The sequence below is a fragment of the Paenibacillus sp. P46E genome (assembly GCF_001909095.1).
Taxonomy (GTDB): Bacteria; Bacillota; Bacilli; order Paenibacillales; family Paenibacillaceae; genus Paenibacillus_AQ; species Paenibacillus_AQ helianthi.
Genome location: NZ_LVYZ01000037.1, coordinates 94,590 through 112,012 on the forward strand (window position 1 = coordinate 94,590; position 17,423 = coordinate 112,012).

Below are 17,423 nucleotides of genomic sequence, written 5' to 3' on the forward strand. Positions count from 1 at the left end.
AAATTATGAAGACCAGCAACGTGGAAAGAACCATCCATACGAGCAAGTTGGCAAGGCTCAGCCAAAGCTGCCCCAACCCCTTGTCCAGAACAAGAGCTGACAACCCCTCCATGAAATGATACGAAGGAATGATGCCAATCACATCCATAACGAACGGTACCTTCAGCCCAGGCGCGAAAAATGGGGCCAAAAACAAAAAACAACAGGATCGGAAGCCCCACGATGGACGTCTAAATATTCCATTATTAACGCAATTAGTTATGATAAGGCTCTCCTTGCACGCTATAACGGCTGGATGAAAAATATCCCTCAAACCGGATTCTATCGGTCGAGGGATATTTCGAGTAGGGCAGCTATTTAATTATCGATTAGATTAGAGTTTTGCAGAAGTCTTTGAACAATAACCGCGACTTCCGCTCTTGTTATGAAGGCTTTAGGAGCCAGCTCACTACTGTTTCGTCCCGAAACAAGCCCGGCTTTCAAACAGTCGGAAACCCCGCTCTTAGCCCAAGTCGATATCGTCTCCGCATCAGTGAAAGAGTCTGGTAATTGTTTGGTCATCTGGTGATCCATCACCTCAAGCCGGGTAATGATCATCGCTCTTGCCAGAATGACCATCGCTTGTTCGCGTGTCATCTTATCATTCGGGCGGAAGCTGCCATCATCAAATCCGCTGATCAGATTGTACGTGAATGCCGTCCCAATCGCATCGGCGAACCAATCCTTCCGATCAACATCACTGAAAGGCGGTACCCCTGCTTTTAGTTTTAGTCCTAAACCGCGAACCAGGATGGCCGCAAACTCCGCACGCGTAATGTCCTGGTCAGGATTGAAGAGACCTTTGGCAGCGCCATTGATGACCTTGCGTGATCCCATATCGTTTATGGCTTTTTTAGCCCAGTGCCGTTCTACATCCTTGAACTCAAGCGGATGCCATATCACAGAATAGCTGCTATTCGTCAAGCTGTTCACCTTGGCATAATACTTGCCGTTCAGAAGTACGATTTTTGTCGGCACATGGCGCAGCGTTCCATCCGCTTCAATGACGACTCCAGTCGTGATTTTACCAGGATCGATACCTTCCGGAATAACCATTGTACGTTCAACATAAGCTTTGAACTCATTGACTTCAATGGTGGTGTCCTTATAAAGAGCTCTTACCGTAAAATTAAGCGGTGGAACGACAATTCCCACTGTTCCTTCTGCAGCTTCATTCGGAACCCATGGAATCAGCGATCTGGGCTTAGCAATTTCAATCTGAACCTTAATATCTTGCAGTGCTGCCGCTTTACCTACCTGCTCCGAGATCGCTTGGATGTCGATCTGCTCAGCTGGTAAACGGAAGGTCGCTTGATCCGTTTTTATTTCCAATATCGCTTGCCGCATTTCCATTTTCCTGACTAGCTGTCCGTTGAGCTCTCCGATCACGACATCGGATTTGGTGTACACCGGAACCGTTACTACGGCAAGCTGGCCTTCCTTCGCAAGCTTATCTTCAAGCTTTTTCTCGTCAATCGTGACGGTTGTTACCGTTTGTGAATTTACGCTCGTTACCTTTGCTGTCCCTGCACTCTCCGTTTGGCCGTTAACAAGAACGATAACAGCCGTTTCATCAGATTTGGATGTTGGCTGGGCCGGCGCACTTCCTTGCGGCGAGGTGTCCTCACCGCTGTCAACGTGAAGAGCTTCGGGTATTACGCCGTTAGAAACGGCGGAAACGGTGCTGCTGCCGCCACTGTTGGTCGCAATTACCGTAAACGTATAGGTTATGCCATTCGTTAAGCCGGTCACTCTGATCGGACTACCCGTACCCGTTGCCGCTATGCCACCCGGACTTGCCATGACGGTGTAACCTGTGATCGGACTGCCTCCATTGCTGGCCGGTTCGGTGAAGGTCACAATCGCTTCACGGTTGCCCGCAACGGCGGTTACGCCCGTCGGTGCGCCCGGCGCGGTTGGAGGCGCAATCGGCGTCACGCTATTCGAAGGAGCCGAAGCGGTCGAGCTCCCTGCACCATTTATTGCAACGACGGTGAAGGTATACGTCGTCCCGTACTTTAGACCGGTAACCGTGATTGGACTGCCTGTACCACTAGCCGTCAAGCCCCCCGGGCTTGAGGTCACGGTATAGCTGGTAATGTGGCTGCCTCCATTGCTAACCGGGGCTGTAAACCTCACAGTGGCTTGCGATTCGCCATTCGCTACATCAGCCGTTATTGCAGTCGGCGCGTCAGGTACCGCAGCAGGCGCTGTCGATGCTGTCGGCGTGACGCTACTCGAAGGCACCGAAGCCGCCGAGGTCCCTGCGCCGTTTATTGCAACGGCAGTGAAGGTATACGTTGTCCCGTACGTTAGACCGGTAACCGTGATTGGACTGCTTGTACCGCTAGCCGTCAAGCCCCCGGGGCTTGAGGTCACGGTATAGCCGGTTATGCCGCTGCCTCCATTGCTAGCCGGGGCTGTAAACCTCACAGTGGCTTGCGATTCGCCATTCACTACCTCAGCCGTTACTGCAGTCGGCGCGTCAGGTACCGTAGCAGGCGCTGTCGATGCTGTCGGCGTGACGCTATTCGAAGGCACCGAAGCCGCCGAGGTTCCTGCGCCGTTTATTGCAACGACAGTGAAGGTGTACGTTGTCCCGTACGTTAGACCGGTAACCGTGATTGGACTGCTTGTACCGCTAGCCGTCAAGCCCCCGGGGCTTGAGGTCACGGTATAGCCGGTTATGTCGCTGCCTCCATTGCTAGCCGGGGCTGTAAACCTCACAGTGGCTTGCGATTCGCCATTCACTACCTCAGCCGTTACTGCAGTCGGCGCGTCCGAAGGGACAGACACGATTTCCAATTTCTGAATGCGGTGGTTGCTGAATTCGGATACGTATACGATCCCGTTGCTATCTACCGCCACGCCGAGTGGACTGTTAAACTCGCCCAGGCCGCTGCCCGCTCCGCCTCCGCTCTTCTTCCACTCGCTCCATACCCCTGTAGCTACCGTCAGCTTCTGGATGCGCTCGTTATTGGAATCGGCCACATATACATTGCCGCTGCCGTCTACCGCCACGCTGTATGGTTCATTAAATTCGCCTAAGCCGCTGCCCGCTCCGCCTCCGCTCTTCTTCCACTCGCTCCACGCGCCTGTAGCTACCGTTAGCTTCTGGATACGATGATTTCCCATATCCGCCACATATACATTCCCATCGCCGTCTACCTGCACACCGGACGGTTCATTGAACTCACCTAAGCCGCTGCCTGATCCGCCGCCGCTCTTTTTCCACTCGCTCCACACCCCTGTAGCTGCCGTCAGTTTCTGGATGCGGTGGTTACTGGAATCGGCCACGTACACATTCCCGTTGCTGTCTACCGCTACACCACCGGGATAACTGAACTCGCCCAAGCCACTGCCCGCTCCGCCTCCGCTCTTCTTCCACTCGCTCCACACGCCCGAGTCGACATCCAGCTTCTGAATGCGGTGGTTATACGGATCTGCAACGTACATATTTCCGCTGCTATCTACAGCAACATCTGTTGGAGATTCAAACTCTCCCAGGTCGCTGCCTGATCCGCCGCCGTTCTTCTTCCACTCGCTCCACACGCCCGAGTCGACATCCAGCTTCTGAATGCGGTGGTTATCGAAATCGGCTACATACAGATTATTCTGGTTGTCTACCGTCATACCGGCTGGATAACTAAACTCGCCCAAACCTGTACCAGCAACTGCTCCCCGATACCCATATTCGCTCCATAGTCCCGCAGCTACCGTCAGCTTCTGGATGCGGTGATTTCCGGAATCGGCCACATACACATTCCCGCTACTGTCCAGCGTCACGCCCTTGGGATTATTAAATTCTTCCAGACCGTTGCCTGATCCTCCGCCGCTTTTCTTCCACTCGCTCCACACGTCCGAGGAGACATCCAGCTTCTGGATGCGGTGATTTTTAGAATCCGCCACATATAATACATTGCCGCTGCCGTCTACCGCTACGCCAGAGGGTTGATTGAATTCGCCTAAACCGCTGCCCGTTCCGCCTCCGCTTTTCTTCCACTCGCTCCACACACCTGAGGCAACATTCAGCTTCTGGATGCGGTGATTTTTAGAATCCGCCACGTACACATTCCCGTCGCCGTCTACTGCCACGCCAGAGGGTTCATTAAACTCGCCTAAGCCGCTGCCCGTCCCGCCTCCGCTTTTCTTCCACTCGCTCCACACACCTGAGGCAACATTCAGCTTCTGGATGCGGTGATTTTTAGAATCGGCCACGTACACATTTCCGTCGCCGTCTATCGCTACGCCGCGGGGATAACTAAACTCTCCCAGGCCGCTGCCTGATCCGCCGCCGCTCTTCTTCCACTCGCTCCATACCCCTGTAGCTGCCGTGAGCTTCTGAATACGGTGGTTATAATAGTCCGCCACATATACATTTCCACCGCTGTCTACCGCCACGCCGCTAGGGTTAGCAAACTCGCCCAGACCGCTGCCTGATCCGCCGCCGTCCTTCTTCCACTCGCTCCACACGCCTGTCGCGGCCGTCAGCTTCTGGATGCGGTGGTTTTCAAAATCGGCCACGTATACATTCCCGCTGCTGTCTACCGTTACACTGTAAGGATTAGAAAACGCTCCAAGATATTTATTGCCTGCTTGTCCGACCTTGGCATATTGACTCCATTGATCTGCCGCTTGCACAGGAAAAACAAATAATGAGATAGAAACCATAAAAATTAAAATGACCGATACCCACTGTTTTCCTGTGAAATGAAACGTACTCTTCTGATTCATCACTTTTACTCCCCTCATCCTTGGCTCATACATACCCTCCCTGCATGTTATAAGATCCTTCTCTCAAAATCCTCTCAAAATACGGAAGACATAAAGAATCCCCCTCCGCTCCACAGTGAATAATTAATTCTTCCACTGCCTAAGGGGGATATCATTCGCGGCAATTCCACCCTAAGTCGGGCAGAGGATTATGATAGCGATTTAATATTTTTTCGTATTATTCTTCACATGCACTAAGATTTTACAATGATAAGCTTAATATTGTATGCCTTACGACATTTTAGGAGGTAATATAATGAGCAAGTACGACGAAGCCATGAAGCTGCTGGAAGAACAAGTGGGTAACAAGGACGGCCTGATCTCTCTGTCCACCATCGCGCTGGAACCGGGGGCCAATGGCAAAAGCCGTCCCGCCGCCCGCATTGTAGACGCCTATTATGAGGAAGGCGCGTTCTACACCGTCACTTACGCGACCTCAGGCAAGATGCAGCAGATCGCCCAAAACCCCGAAGTCGCCGTTTGTATCATCGTCGAAAACTTTACGGCCGATGGGATCGGTGAAAACCTGGGCTGGGTATGTGACGAGAAAAACGCGGAGATGATGGCAAAGCTGCGCACAATATTCGCCGGGTGGTATTACGAAGCCAATAACGACGAAGACCCTAACACATGCCTGCTGCGCATTCGCCTGATAAAGGGCCTGTGGAATGACGCCCATAAAGGGATCAGAAATGAGATTGATTTTGTCAATAAGACGGCAAATTAAGTAGTCTTTGTGATGTGAAGTGAACATTGGATAACAGACAATATTAGCTCCAAGGGAGTGTCCGCACACTCCCTTTTTTCGCCGTTACTTATGGTAAGGTTCTCCATATCATCTATTTGACGAATATTAAAACTTCATTCCGGAAGCTTTATCGAAGTGAAAGCTACTACTGCCTTCGTGCTAATGTACTTATGGCTTTGCAATAGGATAGCAACATTTCAACAGCACTCCTATGTTACAACTATAGAGGAACAGAGGATAAGGAGATGAGAATTGATGGGCAAATTAACAGGAAAAATAGCGTTAGTTACAGGGGCCAGCCGGGGAATCGGGCAAATTCTTACTTTTGAAGAAACGACGGAAGCTACTTTTGACGAAGTGATGACGATTAACGTCAAAGCGCCGTTTTTTGTAACGCAGCAAGCTTTGCCGCGGTTGAAGGACGGCGGGCGCATCATTAACATTTCTTCCTTCGTGACGCGGGTAGCTTCCCCAGGTGTCTTCACTTACAGCATGACAAAAGGAGCGATCAATACCTTTACGCTGCTGCTGGCCAAGCAATTGGGAAGCAGAAATATTACAGTCAACTCCATCCTACCCGGCATCATCAACACCGAGATGAATGAAGGAACTTTGAGCGATCCAGATGGACAAAAATATGCGGCAGGCCTTTCCGTTTTCAACCGTTGGGGAGAACCTGGAGACGTTGCGGATATCGCCGCCTTACTCGCTTCTCCGGACAGCCGCTGGGTAACCGGCAGTTGATCGACGCAAGTGGCAGTTCGCATCTTTAAAAGCCGGGCAATCCTATCTAGCAACAACATATATAATATTAAAACACGGAAAGCAACACGAGTGCATGTCACACAACGTGTTGTTTTCTTCGTTTGCATTGGACTATTCCAGTTGATCGTATTGTTAGAAATTGCCAAAGGAGCTGCCGCCGTCAGCTCCTTGTTTTAATTCGATCTGGTGTGCGTATTGTCATTTTCTGACCTGCTTACCCACTGGAATACTCTGAGCAAAACGAAACACATTATGAGGATCGTACTTTCGTTTCACCTGCTTCAATCTGCCAAAGTTCTCGCCATAATACGCCTTGGGCCAATTCTTAATCTGCAAATCGGGAAAATTCACATAATCTCCTTTAACAAAGGGACGCAACGCTCTGCGGAACCTTTTCACCCACTGAATATTCTGCTCCTGCTCCATGTTATTTCTCCACCGGGCTGACAGTTCGTAGATTGTCTCAGCCTTCCGATGAGGATAGGCCGTTGCATTAGGCGATACCTGGCTCACCGCGCTTCCTGCACCACCTAAGCTCTGGCTCCACACGCTAGAATGCCTGTTGGGTGCTTTAGATAAAAAGTCACGTATAATTCGTACTCCTTCAGGCGGCAAAGGTTGGAACCCGTAGGCCCCGGTTATTTTAAACTTTGGTTCCAAATTCAGGTCCGATTCAGCAAAAAATTTGGTTGCTTCAATAAAAGGCACTGTCTTCACCATCACCTTCACCGGCGTGCCTGCTCGCAAGAGCGGTCTAATCAATCGACGCAGCTCCTCTTCACCGCCAAGCAATTGCCCGGTAGATACAATGGTTCCCACCTGTTTGGCAGCCACCTCAATTGTTGAGGTTAAGCGGTTTGTGACAGATGGGGCCCAGCGTTGCCAAGCCGGCAACACCTTCTCAAGATCACTCCATTTCCACTTTATACTGTATATAGAAACCGATGAAATCGGTCTAACCCGAAATGTATATTCTGTAGCAACACCAAAGTTCCCTCCCCCTCCGCCTCGTGATGCCCACAACAGATCGGAATGTTTTTTCCTGTTTGCCACAATCGTCTTTGCCCCATATCGCCCTGAAGCTACGACCATCTTCACTTGTTTCAAGTTATCGCACGTAAGTCCATATTTGCGGGAAAGTAGTCCAACGCCGCCTCCCAGGGTAAGTCCAGCTACGCCTACGTCGGGCGCAGTCCCCGCCGGAATTGCCACGCGCTTATTCCACAGTTTTTTGTACACACGGGCAAGTGGATTTCCCGTTTGTACAATGGCCACTCTATTTTTCCGATCAACCTTAACCTTATTCATCTCGCTCACATCAATAATAATACCGCCATTTACAGCCGAGAAGCCTTCATAGCTATGCCGTCCACTACGCACTCGCAGCCGTATGCCCCGCTCACGAGCCCATTTGACGGCGTTGATCACATCCTGAGTTCGTTGACAAAAAACAATGACCCTTGGAAATTTAGAAAAGCGCCGATTGAACTCCATTCTGGCAGTATTGTATGACGGATTGCCCGGAATTACGATCCTTCCGGTTAATCGTGTACTTTTCTTTTTCAACTTTTGTGCCATCTACATTACACCATCCCTGCTCATGACATAAGCCTTTCTCATCAGCTTATGTCTATGTAGGGACATCTGTCCTAGTAACGGCAAACGCCCAGTTTGAAACGTAAAATAGTTCAAACCACTATCATGTACTGTGAATTCTGGAAGTTCCCTTGAGATTTCGGCAGCTAAAATAGCTGTGTTTGCTCTAAAAGCTTCAAGAGCATTAACTAGAGCATTCTTTTTTCTCCAAATACGGAATCATTACCAAGAGATGTGCTCTATAATCTACTTTCGCTAATATAAAAGCTCGACATAATTCGCCAGAATATTTTCTGTTCCTTCTTTATTAAGCAAAAAAACCTTGAGCAATATAATTAACTAGTTTTGTTTACTTTTTAATACTTAGTTCTCAAGAAATTTTCACCCCAACTTGTGATACGGTTCACCGCGCTGTTTGTAACGGCAAGTTTTAGGGCCATCCTTTGTCGGGATGGCCCTTTCTTTGATTCGCTTTGATCACGCCTTTTAGGTTCTTACTTGGATTCGATGCGACCTAACGGATTGGCGTCCTCCTTCAGAGCCTTCTGGGCTTCCAGCCAGCTGAAATCGTCGAGATTGAGCACATCGCGAAGGTAAGACCACGTGAGTTGCCCGAGCAAGGCAACTCGTTCGGGGTTCTCGTCTGTCGTCTCCGCGATGTTGTAGCCTGCAATTCCGCCAAGAGAGTGTTCTGCCCCAAAGAGGGTGAGCAAGCTCTTGCTGCCCGGACTCAGGAAATAGGGGTCGGTGAACCAGTCCGGTCCCCGAGTAGACAGCAGGGATTGGTCATGATCCCCCGCCACCACCAGGGTCGGCGTCCTCATGTCGGAGAAGCTCGGGTTCATAAATGAGAAGTGCTCTGCAGCGAACGGAGTCAAGTCAGCCCCGCCCAGTCCGGGCGTTGCAAGCAATACGCCCGCCTTAATACGCGAGTCGGACATATCCTCTCCCTGTTCCCCGTAGGCATCGAGAACGCGTGCACCAAGCAGCATGCTCACCGTTTGACCTCCCCACGAGTGTCCGGCTGCAGCGATACGACTTTGGTCGAGACGTCCGCTTAGACCTGGTACGGAAGCTTCAATAAAATCAAGTTTGTCAAGGATGAGCTTTAGGTCCTCGACGCGGAAAAGCCAGATTAATGGTGTACGGGGATCGTCAAGAGGAAGATTCAGCGTCCTCGAGTCGAGATGGGTGGGCTGAATGACCACGAAGCCGTGAGCAGTCCAGTAGTCGACTAACGGACCATAGCCGTCCAACGAATTACCAAAGCCATGCGAAAAAATAATAATAGGCAATTGACTCCCCGTCGCTGGCGCTGATACCCGCACCTGCAAATCCTCACCACGTCCCAGGGCTGACAGCACTACCGGCTTTACCGAGATGACTGGAGTAGACGTACTTACGTTCATTTTCATAATAGATGTTCCTTTCTTGTTCTTCTCAATATCAGTCTAGGTTGACACGTCAACCTAATGCAAATGTAGCATATTGAAGTTGACACGTCAACTATGCTATTATATTCCCATGGATAAGAGCGAACTGAACCAAGAAGAAATTCAATTATGGTATAAATGGAAAGGCTCCTTTCACAGCATCTTTGGTCGCGTAATTAAAGAGATGTCCGAGCACACCGGATTATCCGAGGGCGATTATGGAGTATTGGATCGGTTAGACCTTCTGGGGGACGGAAGACTTCGCCAACAGGAGCTGGCAGAATCTATGGACTGGGATAAGAGTCGATTGTCACATCATCTGACGCGGATGGAAAAACGCAGGCTTGTGATGAGGAAGCCATTAGACGCAGATCGCGGTGTTCAAGTCATCATCACTCCCATTGGAAAATCAGCATTAGATGATGCCCGTCCCATTGTCTCCATGGCCATACGCAAACATTTTCTGGATCAATTAACCGATCTAGACATTGAGTCGATTACGAAGCTGGCGGAAAGAACAAAAAAGGGGTAACAGCGTCTTGTAATGCCCCAATGTCATGACCGCGTTTTTTGAAGTAGACACGCCGAACGTTAATTGAACAAGCCCCTTCCGCCAAATTGGCAGAGGGGGCTTGTGTTTCAATTTTATAAATCTTCTACACCGGTGGGTAGGTTTTTACTTGCTGCATTTGGCTTCTTGTACATTTTATTGAGTATGATCGTTTGCACGATAATGAATATACCGCCAGCCGCCCAATATAGTGGTAACGCGGCGGGCATTTGAAATGAAAATACACCCATCATGACTGGTGATAACAATCCGATGAACGCCATTTGATTATTTGGATTTTGCTGAACCTGCGCCGAAACGGATTGAGACACGCGGAACTGAACGTAATACACCGCAGCGGCAATAAGCGGCAAAATCATATCTGTTGTCCCCAAGTTAAACCACAGAAAATCATGAGCTGCAATTTCCGGGGTACGACGAATGGCGTAGTAAAATGCAAGGGTGATCGGCCATTGGAGAAGCATCGGTAAACACCCCATGTTTAAGGGATTAAATTGATGTTTCTGGTAGAGCTGCATCATCTCGGCTTGCTCTTGTTTTTTGACATCCGCACTAGCTTCGTTCTTATACTTCTCCTTAAGTGCAGTTAGTTCCGGCTGGAGGACGGCCATCTTTTCTTTCATGTCCGATTGCTTCTTGGTTTGATTCATCATGAGCGGCATGATCGCAAGTCTGATGATAAAAGTCAGCAGTACGATTGATAATCCGTAGTTTCCGTGAAATTCATTCGCGAAAAATTTAATCAAGATCGAAAAGGGATAAATAAAAAAGTGATTAAATATCCCTTCTGAATCGACATTAATCGAGTTTGATTGGGATGCGGCCGAACATCCGCTGAGCACAATGATTGGAATAACTCCAATCAACATGACAAGAATGGGCTTAGCCCATTTTTGGAGCAGTAAAATCTTTTTCATCGTTGTCCTCCCTAATTGAAAGTATGGAATATCAATGTGGGGAAGGACCCTTGTCCTCTTCATCTGGCGCTTCTCTTCGTCTGACGGTACGTACTATCCACCGCTGAATGCTGCTCGGTTGCGACAGTCTGACAGCCACAAACCAGGTTGAACCGGCTGGAGCAATTTCATAACCCCAGTGTAACTGTTGTGTAGAAAAATAGGTGAATGGAATTGACACTAAGGAATAGATGAGAGCGATCGAGAATGCCAATAGAACCAAGTCATAAAAATGCTCCAGTTAAGTTCACCTCCGCATGAGCCAATGTTGGAAAAAATTGAATAATGGTTATACGTTAGAGAAAACTTTATGGTTTCACTAACCTGCCTATTAGCTTAAAACCGCTTACTTGACCTGTATCATCTTAATATCCACAAGGGATGCCCTTTCCGGTCTAATAATTTTTTCTCTGTATACAATTTTATCCCCCTAATCTAGGACTTCATTTTATTTTTTAGCCTAATCGTTTATTTTCTTCGAACGGCAAAAAGTGCCCTGCAACCCTAATTAGGGCTGGTAGGACACTTTTGTTACTTGCCTAATGGCTATTCATATACCAATATTATAATACCTATATCTGCTTCCTTACTTCCCGCCATCCTTCACCGGCACTCCGAAATTCGGCGTGCCGTCTTCATTCCACTCCAGCACCTGGGCGCGGGTATGGCGGTTCGGATCATAGAGCGGGTCCCCGGTGATCTCCTTGTAATTGCGCGCATGATAGATCAGCACATCTTCCCCATTTTCGTTAACCGTGAAGCTGTTGTGACCCGGACCATATTGTCCGTTCACTTCACTGGTCTGAAATACAGGTTCAGGGTGTTTGCTCCAGGAGGCGGCATCCAGCAGATCGCTGTCTTCGTCAGCTGTCAGCAGCCCCATGCAGTAATTATGGTCCGTGGCACTGGCCGAAAAGCTCATGAAGATTTTGCTGTCCCGTTTCAGTACGGCTGCACCTTCGTTGACACTGAATCCGATAATTTCCCATTGATGTTCCGGTTTGGAGATCATGGTCTGCGGGCCTTTCAGTGTCCACGGATTCTCCATCTCTGAAATGTACAGGTTGGAATTCCCCGGAATGTCCGGGTCCTTCTGTGCCCATACATAGTAGAGCACTCCCTTGTGCTGGAAGGTTGTTGCGTCCAGTGCAAACGACTCCCAGGCTGTCTTCACCTGGCCCTTCTCCACCCAGTGTCCCTCCAGGGGATTCGCGGATTCGTTCTCCAGTGCGTACATACGGTGATCGAACAGTCCTTCCTTGGTCTCCGTAGTCCGGGCAGCCGCGAAGTAAATGTACCATTTGCCTTGAATATAATGAATTTCCGGAGCCCAGATGTTGGCACTGAGCGGTCCGGTCTCATATTTGCGCCAGGCCACAGCTGGTACGGCATCCCGGAGTCCTTCAATAGTTTCGGCCCGCCGTACTTCAATCCGGTCGTATTCCGGCACCGAAGCCGTGAAATAATAGTAACCATCCGTATGCTTATAGACCCAAGGATCCGCACGCTGCTCCACAAGCGGATTGCAGTATTCTCTATTCCTGCTCATAATGTTTCTCCTTTATATCGTTCTTTTACTCCAGGGTAAGGACAACAACCGATGCCGGAGGCAACTGGCAGTCCAGCACTCCGTCCTTCATCGCGGCCACAGTGAAAGGAGCCGTCCCCACGGTTTCCGGCGCCTCAAAGGTATTGTGGGCATTCAGGTCAGAATGGGTCAGAATCTGGCCCGATACGCTTCCTGCCATAGTGCCTATCATCTCAATGCTTAGGCTGGCACTGTCCGCATGGCTGATGTTGCAGAGCGAAATGTAAATCTTGCCGGCGGCATCCCGGGAAGCAGATACGCTTACCTGAGGCAGAGACTCCCCGCCCATGCTGTACACCGGACTCTCAAAAGCCACCTCAAGCAGCTCGTTATCCTGATGCACCTTGTACATCTCAAAGACGTGATAAGTAGGCGTAAGCAGCATTTTATCGCCTTCGGTTAAGATAAGCGCCTGCAATACGTTGACCATTTGTGCAATATTCGCCATTTGTACCCGTTTGCTGTGATTCTGGAAAATATTCAGGTGAATTCCAGCCACGAGCCCGTCACGCAGTGTATTCTGCTGGTACAAGAACCCCGGATTCGTTCCCGGTTCACTGAGGAACCAGGTTCCCCATTCATCTATAATCAATCCTACCCGCTGCTCCGGATCATATTTGTCCATGATCGCTGAATGCCGGGTAATCAGCTCGTCCATATGGAGGGATTTCTTCATTGTTTCGAACCATTCGCCTTGGTCGAAGCCAAGTGCATAACGCTTCTCTTCCCAGCTTCCCGGAATTGTGTAAGAATGCAGGCTCAGACCATCCATAAACCGTCCGGCTTCGCGCATCAGCACTTCCGTCCAGTTATAGTCGTCCACGTTAGCGCCTCCGGCGATTTTGTAGAGCTTGTTGTCCCCATAATTACGCGCATACGTCTGGTATTGGCGATACAGGTCGGCATAATATTCCGGACGCATGTTACCTCCACAGCCCCAGTTCTCATTCCCGACGCCAAAATATTTCAGTGCCCACGGTTGTTCCCGCCCATTCCCGGCCCGCAGTCCTGCCATGGGAGATTCGCCGTCAAAGGTCATATACTCCACCCATTCAGACATCTCCTGAACAGTGCCGCTGCCGACATTGCCGCAAATATACGGTTCACATTCCAGCAGCTCGCAGAGCCGGAAGAATTCATGCGTGCCAAAATGGTTGTTCTCGACTACGCCGCCCCAGTGGGTGTTGATCATCCGCTTGCGTGTTTCGGGAAGGCCGATGCCGTCCTTCCAGTGATACTCATCGGCGAAGCAGCCGCCCGGCCAGCGAAGCACAGGAATATCCAGCTTGCGCAGCGCAGCTATGACATCATTACGGATACCGTCCGTATTGGGAATGGGAGAATCTTCACCCACCCAAATCCCTTCATAGATACATCTGCCGAGATGTTCGGCAAAGTGCCCGTAGATATTTTTATTGATTGTACTTTTAGGCAGATCTGATAGAATTCTCATCTTCACAGTCATTGTTTCTCTCTCCTTACCCGGTCTCTATTTACTTAACCCTTGATACCTGAATTCAGATTGATCGATTGGACAAAGTATTTCTGTGCGAACATGAACAACAGCAAGGTTGGAATAATCGCCAAGACCGCTGAGCCCATCAACTGCCCGATCATACGGTAATTTCCATAAATGTCCTGAAGCAATAACAGCCCTGCAGTAACCGGCATTTTATCCACATCCGTAAACACGATTACAGGCCACAAAAAGTCATTCCATGATCCAGTGAAGGAGAACAAGGCACATACGATCAATACAGGTTTGACTAGAGGCATAATAATCGAGAAATAAATCCGGAAATGTCCTGCCCCGTCCACGTGAGCGGATTCATCAAGGTCCTTCGGAATTCCGTTCATAAACTGTCTGACCAGAAAGATATTGCCCATGCCTGCCAGTCCCGGAATAATCATCGCCCACGAGGTGTTGACCCAGCCTAACGCGTCAATAATTTTGTAGGAAGGGATCAGATTCACCACGCCAGGGAAAAACGAGATGCCTAGCAAGGTGAAAAAGAGTGTATCTCTGCCTTTAAATTTCATCCGTGAGTAGCCATAACCGGTAATGGAAATAACCACAACCACAAAAAGAGTATGCATCGTTGCAATGAATAACGAGTTCATCAGCCAACGCAGTATAGGAGCGGTTGAGGTATTCTCCAGAATTGCGGTGTAGTTTTCAAGAATCCATTTTTTAGGGAACAATCTGAATCCGGAAGAGACTACCTCAGACTGTGACCGGAAGGAAGTCGTGATACCAAAAATAACCGGAATAATCCAAATAATACAAAGCACGATCAAAAACAAGTAAGATACATATTTCGAGATGCTGATCCCCGAGGCTTTTCCTTTCACTGCCTGTTCTTTGACGCGGGGACGTTTATCGTATTGCTGCGTCATCTGATTGGACATACGGGTACACCTGCCTTTTTAAATTCCACTTTGGGTTCCTTGCCATATCGTAAATTAAGCCGCATTCCGGTTCATTACATAATATTGCAGAGCCGAGATGGCCAGGATAACCAATCCAAGCAATACAGCCATAGCCGAAGCCATACCCGCAATGGACTCCCCATTACCGAATGCCAGCTGGCGGATATACATCATGAGTACATGTGTACTTTGGCGTGGTCCTCCGTCAGTCATCATCAAAGGCTGCCCGAATACGTTGAAAGCCCCGGCAGTTGTCATAACAAAGGTGTAAATCAGCGGGAAACGGATCGAAGGTAGCGTAATACTTGTAAACCGTCGTATCGTTCCGGCTCCGTCCATCTCTGCCGATTCATACAAATCCTGCGATACACCGCTGATAGAGGCACGGTAAATAATCATGTTGCCGCCGACCCCACCCCAGATCGTGATGATAATAACGAGGATCCAGGCATAAGGCTGGTGCGCCGGCCAGGAAACATTCGAACCAAAGACATTGCCGGCCATCCCCAGTTGCTTGTTAAAGAGCAGCAGCCAGATCAGCGCCCCTGCAGATATGGAGATTAAGCCTGGAACGTAAATAATCGATTGGATCAGGCTTTTCCCTCTGACTTTTTTGTGTTCAAGCGCTACCGCAACGAGCAGCGGAATAATGATTAACAGCGGAACACTCAGCAGGACAAATATAAACGTGTTCTTAAGACCGTTATTAAATTGCGTATGGAAGGTCGATTTGCTGTCAAAAAGAATAGTTCTATAGTTATCCAGCCCCACCCAGACCGGCTCGTTCATCAAATTCCATTTGGTAAACGAAGCATAAATCCCGTAGAATGTCGGCAGCAAAATAAAAACAGCAAACAGGATAACATGTGGACCGACAAAGAAGGCAGGCGCGAGATTCAGTTTCTTTTTCATAGGCATTCATTTCTCCTTTGACATGAAGCAATGTTCCGGATTACGGCCCATTGCTTCATGCTATCATTTCCGCTATTCTGTTATTTTGCTGCTCCGCTGGTTCCTTCGGCGATTTTGTCTTCAACAAATTTCTGCATGGTCTGCAGAGTCTCATCGATGTCTACATTACCGCGTACAATATCCCCGCAATACGTATCTACAGCTTCTGCAATGTACGGATAGTATTCATAGGTGTAAATGTACAGGGATTTAATTTCTTTTTCACTGGAAGTGAAGAAGGATTGAATATAGTTCTTGAATTCAGGACTTTCATTGACTTGCTTACTGGCTACGATCTGTCCTGCTTTAGCCCACTCGATTGAATTCTCGCGGATGAACTCCAGGAATTTACCGATGCCTGCTACTTTTTCCTCGGATCTGTCTTTATTCTTCATCATACTGAACAAGTGGGAGGACGATCTGTTAGTGAACTTATCTGGTGTTGGTGAATACACATTGGTGACTCCAAAATTCAAGCCTTCTACCTTTGCATGTGCAGTAGAGCTCCATGTACCATCTGTGGAGAACAATACGTTGCCTGATTGGAACATCAGGTATCCGTCTTCACCAAAAGGTGTCATCAATCCCGCATCGTTGATTTTTTTCACATCTTCGAAGGCCTGCTTCATTACCGGAGTGTTGACGGCTGGTTTGCCGTTCTCCTGAATATCTCCACCCAGGTTCTGAATCTGTGCCAGAATAACCCAGCCCAACAGTGCATCGTTAACAACATAATCGCCTTCAGCCAGCTTTCCTTTTAGGGAGAGCATTTCATCAATGGTTACCACATTATCATCAAGGAACGATTCAGCACCATATTTCTTAAGCAGATCTTTGTTGTAGTACATCACGTTACTGTGGATATCAAGAGGAACTGTATATTGAGTACCGTCAATTGTGCCTGTCGACCATGCTTGCGGCAGATAATTTTCCTGTTTGATCTCAGGCTGTGCAGCAGTTACGGCTGTCATAGGCTCAAGTACACCCTGCTTGACATAGCCGGGAACACGGTCCGCATGAATAATGGTTAAGTCTGGAACCCCTTTGCCGGAGTTAAGAACAGTAGACAGCTTGGTGTACATATCGGAGGTAATTACATGTTTCACTTTAATCTCCGGATTGGTGGCATTGTAATCCTTTACAAGTTGATCCATATAGGCACCGTCGTCACCAGTTAGCGGCGTCCAGAACGTAATTGTCTTTGAATTATCTTTTCCGCACCCCGCCAATACTGTTGATAACATTAGAACAAGCATTAATACTGAAAGCCCCCATTTTTTCTTCACACTTTCTCCTCCTAATGAAATAATTTTAGTGAATCATCTACAAAAATGTTTTTGCAAACAATTAACTCTGTCCTCTTCGCAGGTTGTGCCTATCTTAATGTGGCTGGCAACCGCTTCTTCTTTCACATCTTCATTAAATAATTAAAAAACATTTGAATGTATTCGCTTACAGTTATAAAATAACATACAAGAGATGCCTTGTAAACAGATTTATCTAAACCTATTCACATCTATCCAAAACAAAATGCAAAACATAGCTTTTTTATGAAAATAATTCACTTTTCACC

The 17,423-nt window shown here is 48.5% G+C and carries 11 protein-coding genes and 1 pseudogene; 3 read left to right on the forward strand and 9 right to left on the reverse strand.

Features of this window, described 5'->3' with window-relative positions; translation table 11 throughout:
- Window positions 1-357: 357 nt before the first annotated feature.
- Window positions 358-4,773, reverse strand: a complete 4,416-nt coding sequence (locus A3849_RS32390) for a fibronectin type III domain-containing protein (RefSeq protein WP_178382675.1) — start codon at window positions 4,771-4,773, stop codon at window positions 358-360.
- A 295-nt stretch (window positions 4,774-5,068) separates the two neighbouring features.
- Here A3849_RS32390 and A3849_RS12935 point away from each other — a divergent pair, with 295 nt between their 5' ends.
- Window positions 5,069-5,539 carry a pyridoxamine 5'-phosphate oxidase family protein gene (locus A3849_RS12935; protein ID WP_074111787.1) on the forward strand — a complete coding sequence of 157 codons (471 nt, stop codon included), beginning with the start codon at window positions 5,069-5,071 and terminating at the stop codon, window positions 5,537-5,539.
- 324 nt (window positions 5,540-5,863) lie between these two features.
- Window positions 5,864-6,333: pseudogene (locus tag A3849_RS12940) on the forward strand (SDR family oxidoreductase); the annotation flags it as partial.
- A 190-nt stretch (window positions 6,334-6,523) separates the two neighbouring features.
- Here the strand turns inward: A3849_RS12940 and A3849_RS12945 are convergent.
- Window positions 6,524-7,903 (reverse strand): FAD-binding oxidoreductase, encoded by a 1,380-nt coding sequence (locus A3849_RS12945; RefSeq protein WP_074111788.1) that lies wholly within the window; start codon window positions 7,901-7,903, stop codon window positions 6,524-6,526.
- Window positions 7,904-8,415: 512 nt separating this feature from the next.
- The gene (locus tag A3849_RS12950; protein ID WP_074111789.1) at window positions 8,416-9,336 is read right to left on the reverse strand and encodes an alpha/beta hydrolase family protein; all 921 of its coding nucleotides are present in this window, start codon (window positions 9,334-9,336) and stop codon (window positions 8,416-8,418) included.
- A 109-nt stretch (window positions 9,337-9,445) separates the two neighbouring features.
- On the opposite strand from A3849_RS12950, the gene A3849_RS12955 reads away from it, so the two are divergent.
- The gene (locus A3849_RS12955) at window positions 9,446-9,886 is read left to right on the forward strand and encodes a MarR family winged helix-turn-helix transcriptional regulator (protein WP_074111790.1); all 441 of its coding nucleotides are present in this window, start codon (window positions 9,446-9,448) and stop codon (window positions 9,884-9,886) included.
- 113 nt (window positions 9,887-9,999) lie between these two features.
- Here the strand turns inward: A3849_RS12955 and yidC are convergent, their stop codons facing one another.
- From yidC to A3849_RS12985, 6 genes are all read right to left on the reverse strand, one after another.
- Entirely contained in the window at window positions 10,000-10,842 is an 843-nt protein-coding gene (gene yidC / locus A3849_RS12960; protein WP_074111791.1) for a membrane protein insertase YidC, read from the reverse strand.
- A gap of 625 nt (window positions 10,843-11,467) precedes the next feature.
- Window positions 11,468-12,430 carry a glycoside hydrolase family 43 protein gene (locus tag A3849_RS12965; RefSeq protein WP_074111792.1) on the reverse strand — a complete coding sequence of 321 codons (963 nt, stop codon included), beginning with the start codon at window positions 12,428-12,430 and terminating at the stop codon, window positions 11,468-11,470.
- A 25-nt stretch (window positions 12,431-12,455) separates the two neighbouring features.
- Window positions 12,456-13,934, reverse strand: coding sequence for an alpha-N-arabinofuranosidase (locus A3849_RS12970; protein WP_074111793.1), 1,479 nt, complete (start codon window positions 13,932-13,934; stop codon window positions 12,456-12,458).
- A gap of 32 nt (window positions 13,935-13,966) precedes the next feature.
- Window positions 13,967-14,878 (reverse strand): carbohydrate ABC transporter permease, encoded by a 912-nt coding sequence (locus A3849_RS12975; protein ID WP_074111794.1) that lies wholly within the window; start codon window positions 14,876-14,878, stop codon window positions 13,967-13,969.
- Window positions 14,879-14,932: 54 nt separating this feature from the next.
- Window positions 14,933-15,811: a carbohydrate ABC transporter permease gene (locus tag A3849_RS12980; protein ID WP_074111795.1), complete on the reverse strand. Its 879-nt coding sequence runs from the start codon at window positions 15,809-15,811 to the stop codon at window positions 14,933-14,935.
- A gap of 80 nt (window positions 15,812-15,891) precedes the next feature.
- Window positions 15,892-17,136: an extracellular solute-binding protein gene (locus A3849_RS12985; RefSeq protein ID WP_256700758.1), complete on the reverse strand. Its 1,245-nt coding sequence runs from the start codon at window positions 17,134-17,136 to the stop codon at window positions 15,892-15,894.
- Between the last annotated feature and the right edge of the window lie 287 nt (window positions 17,137-17,423).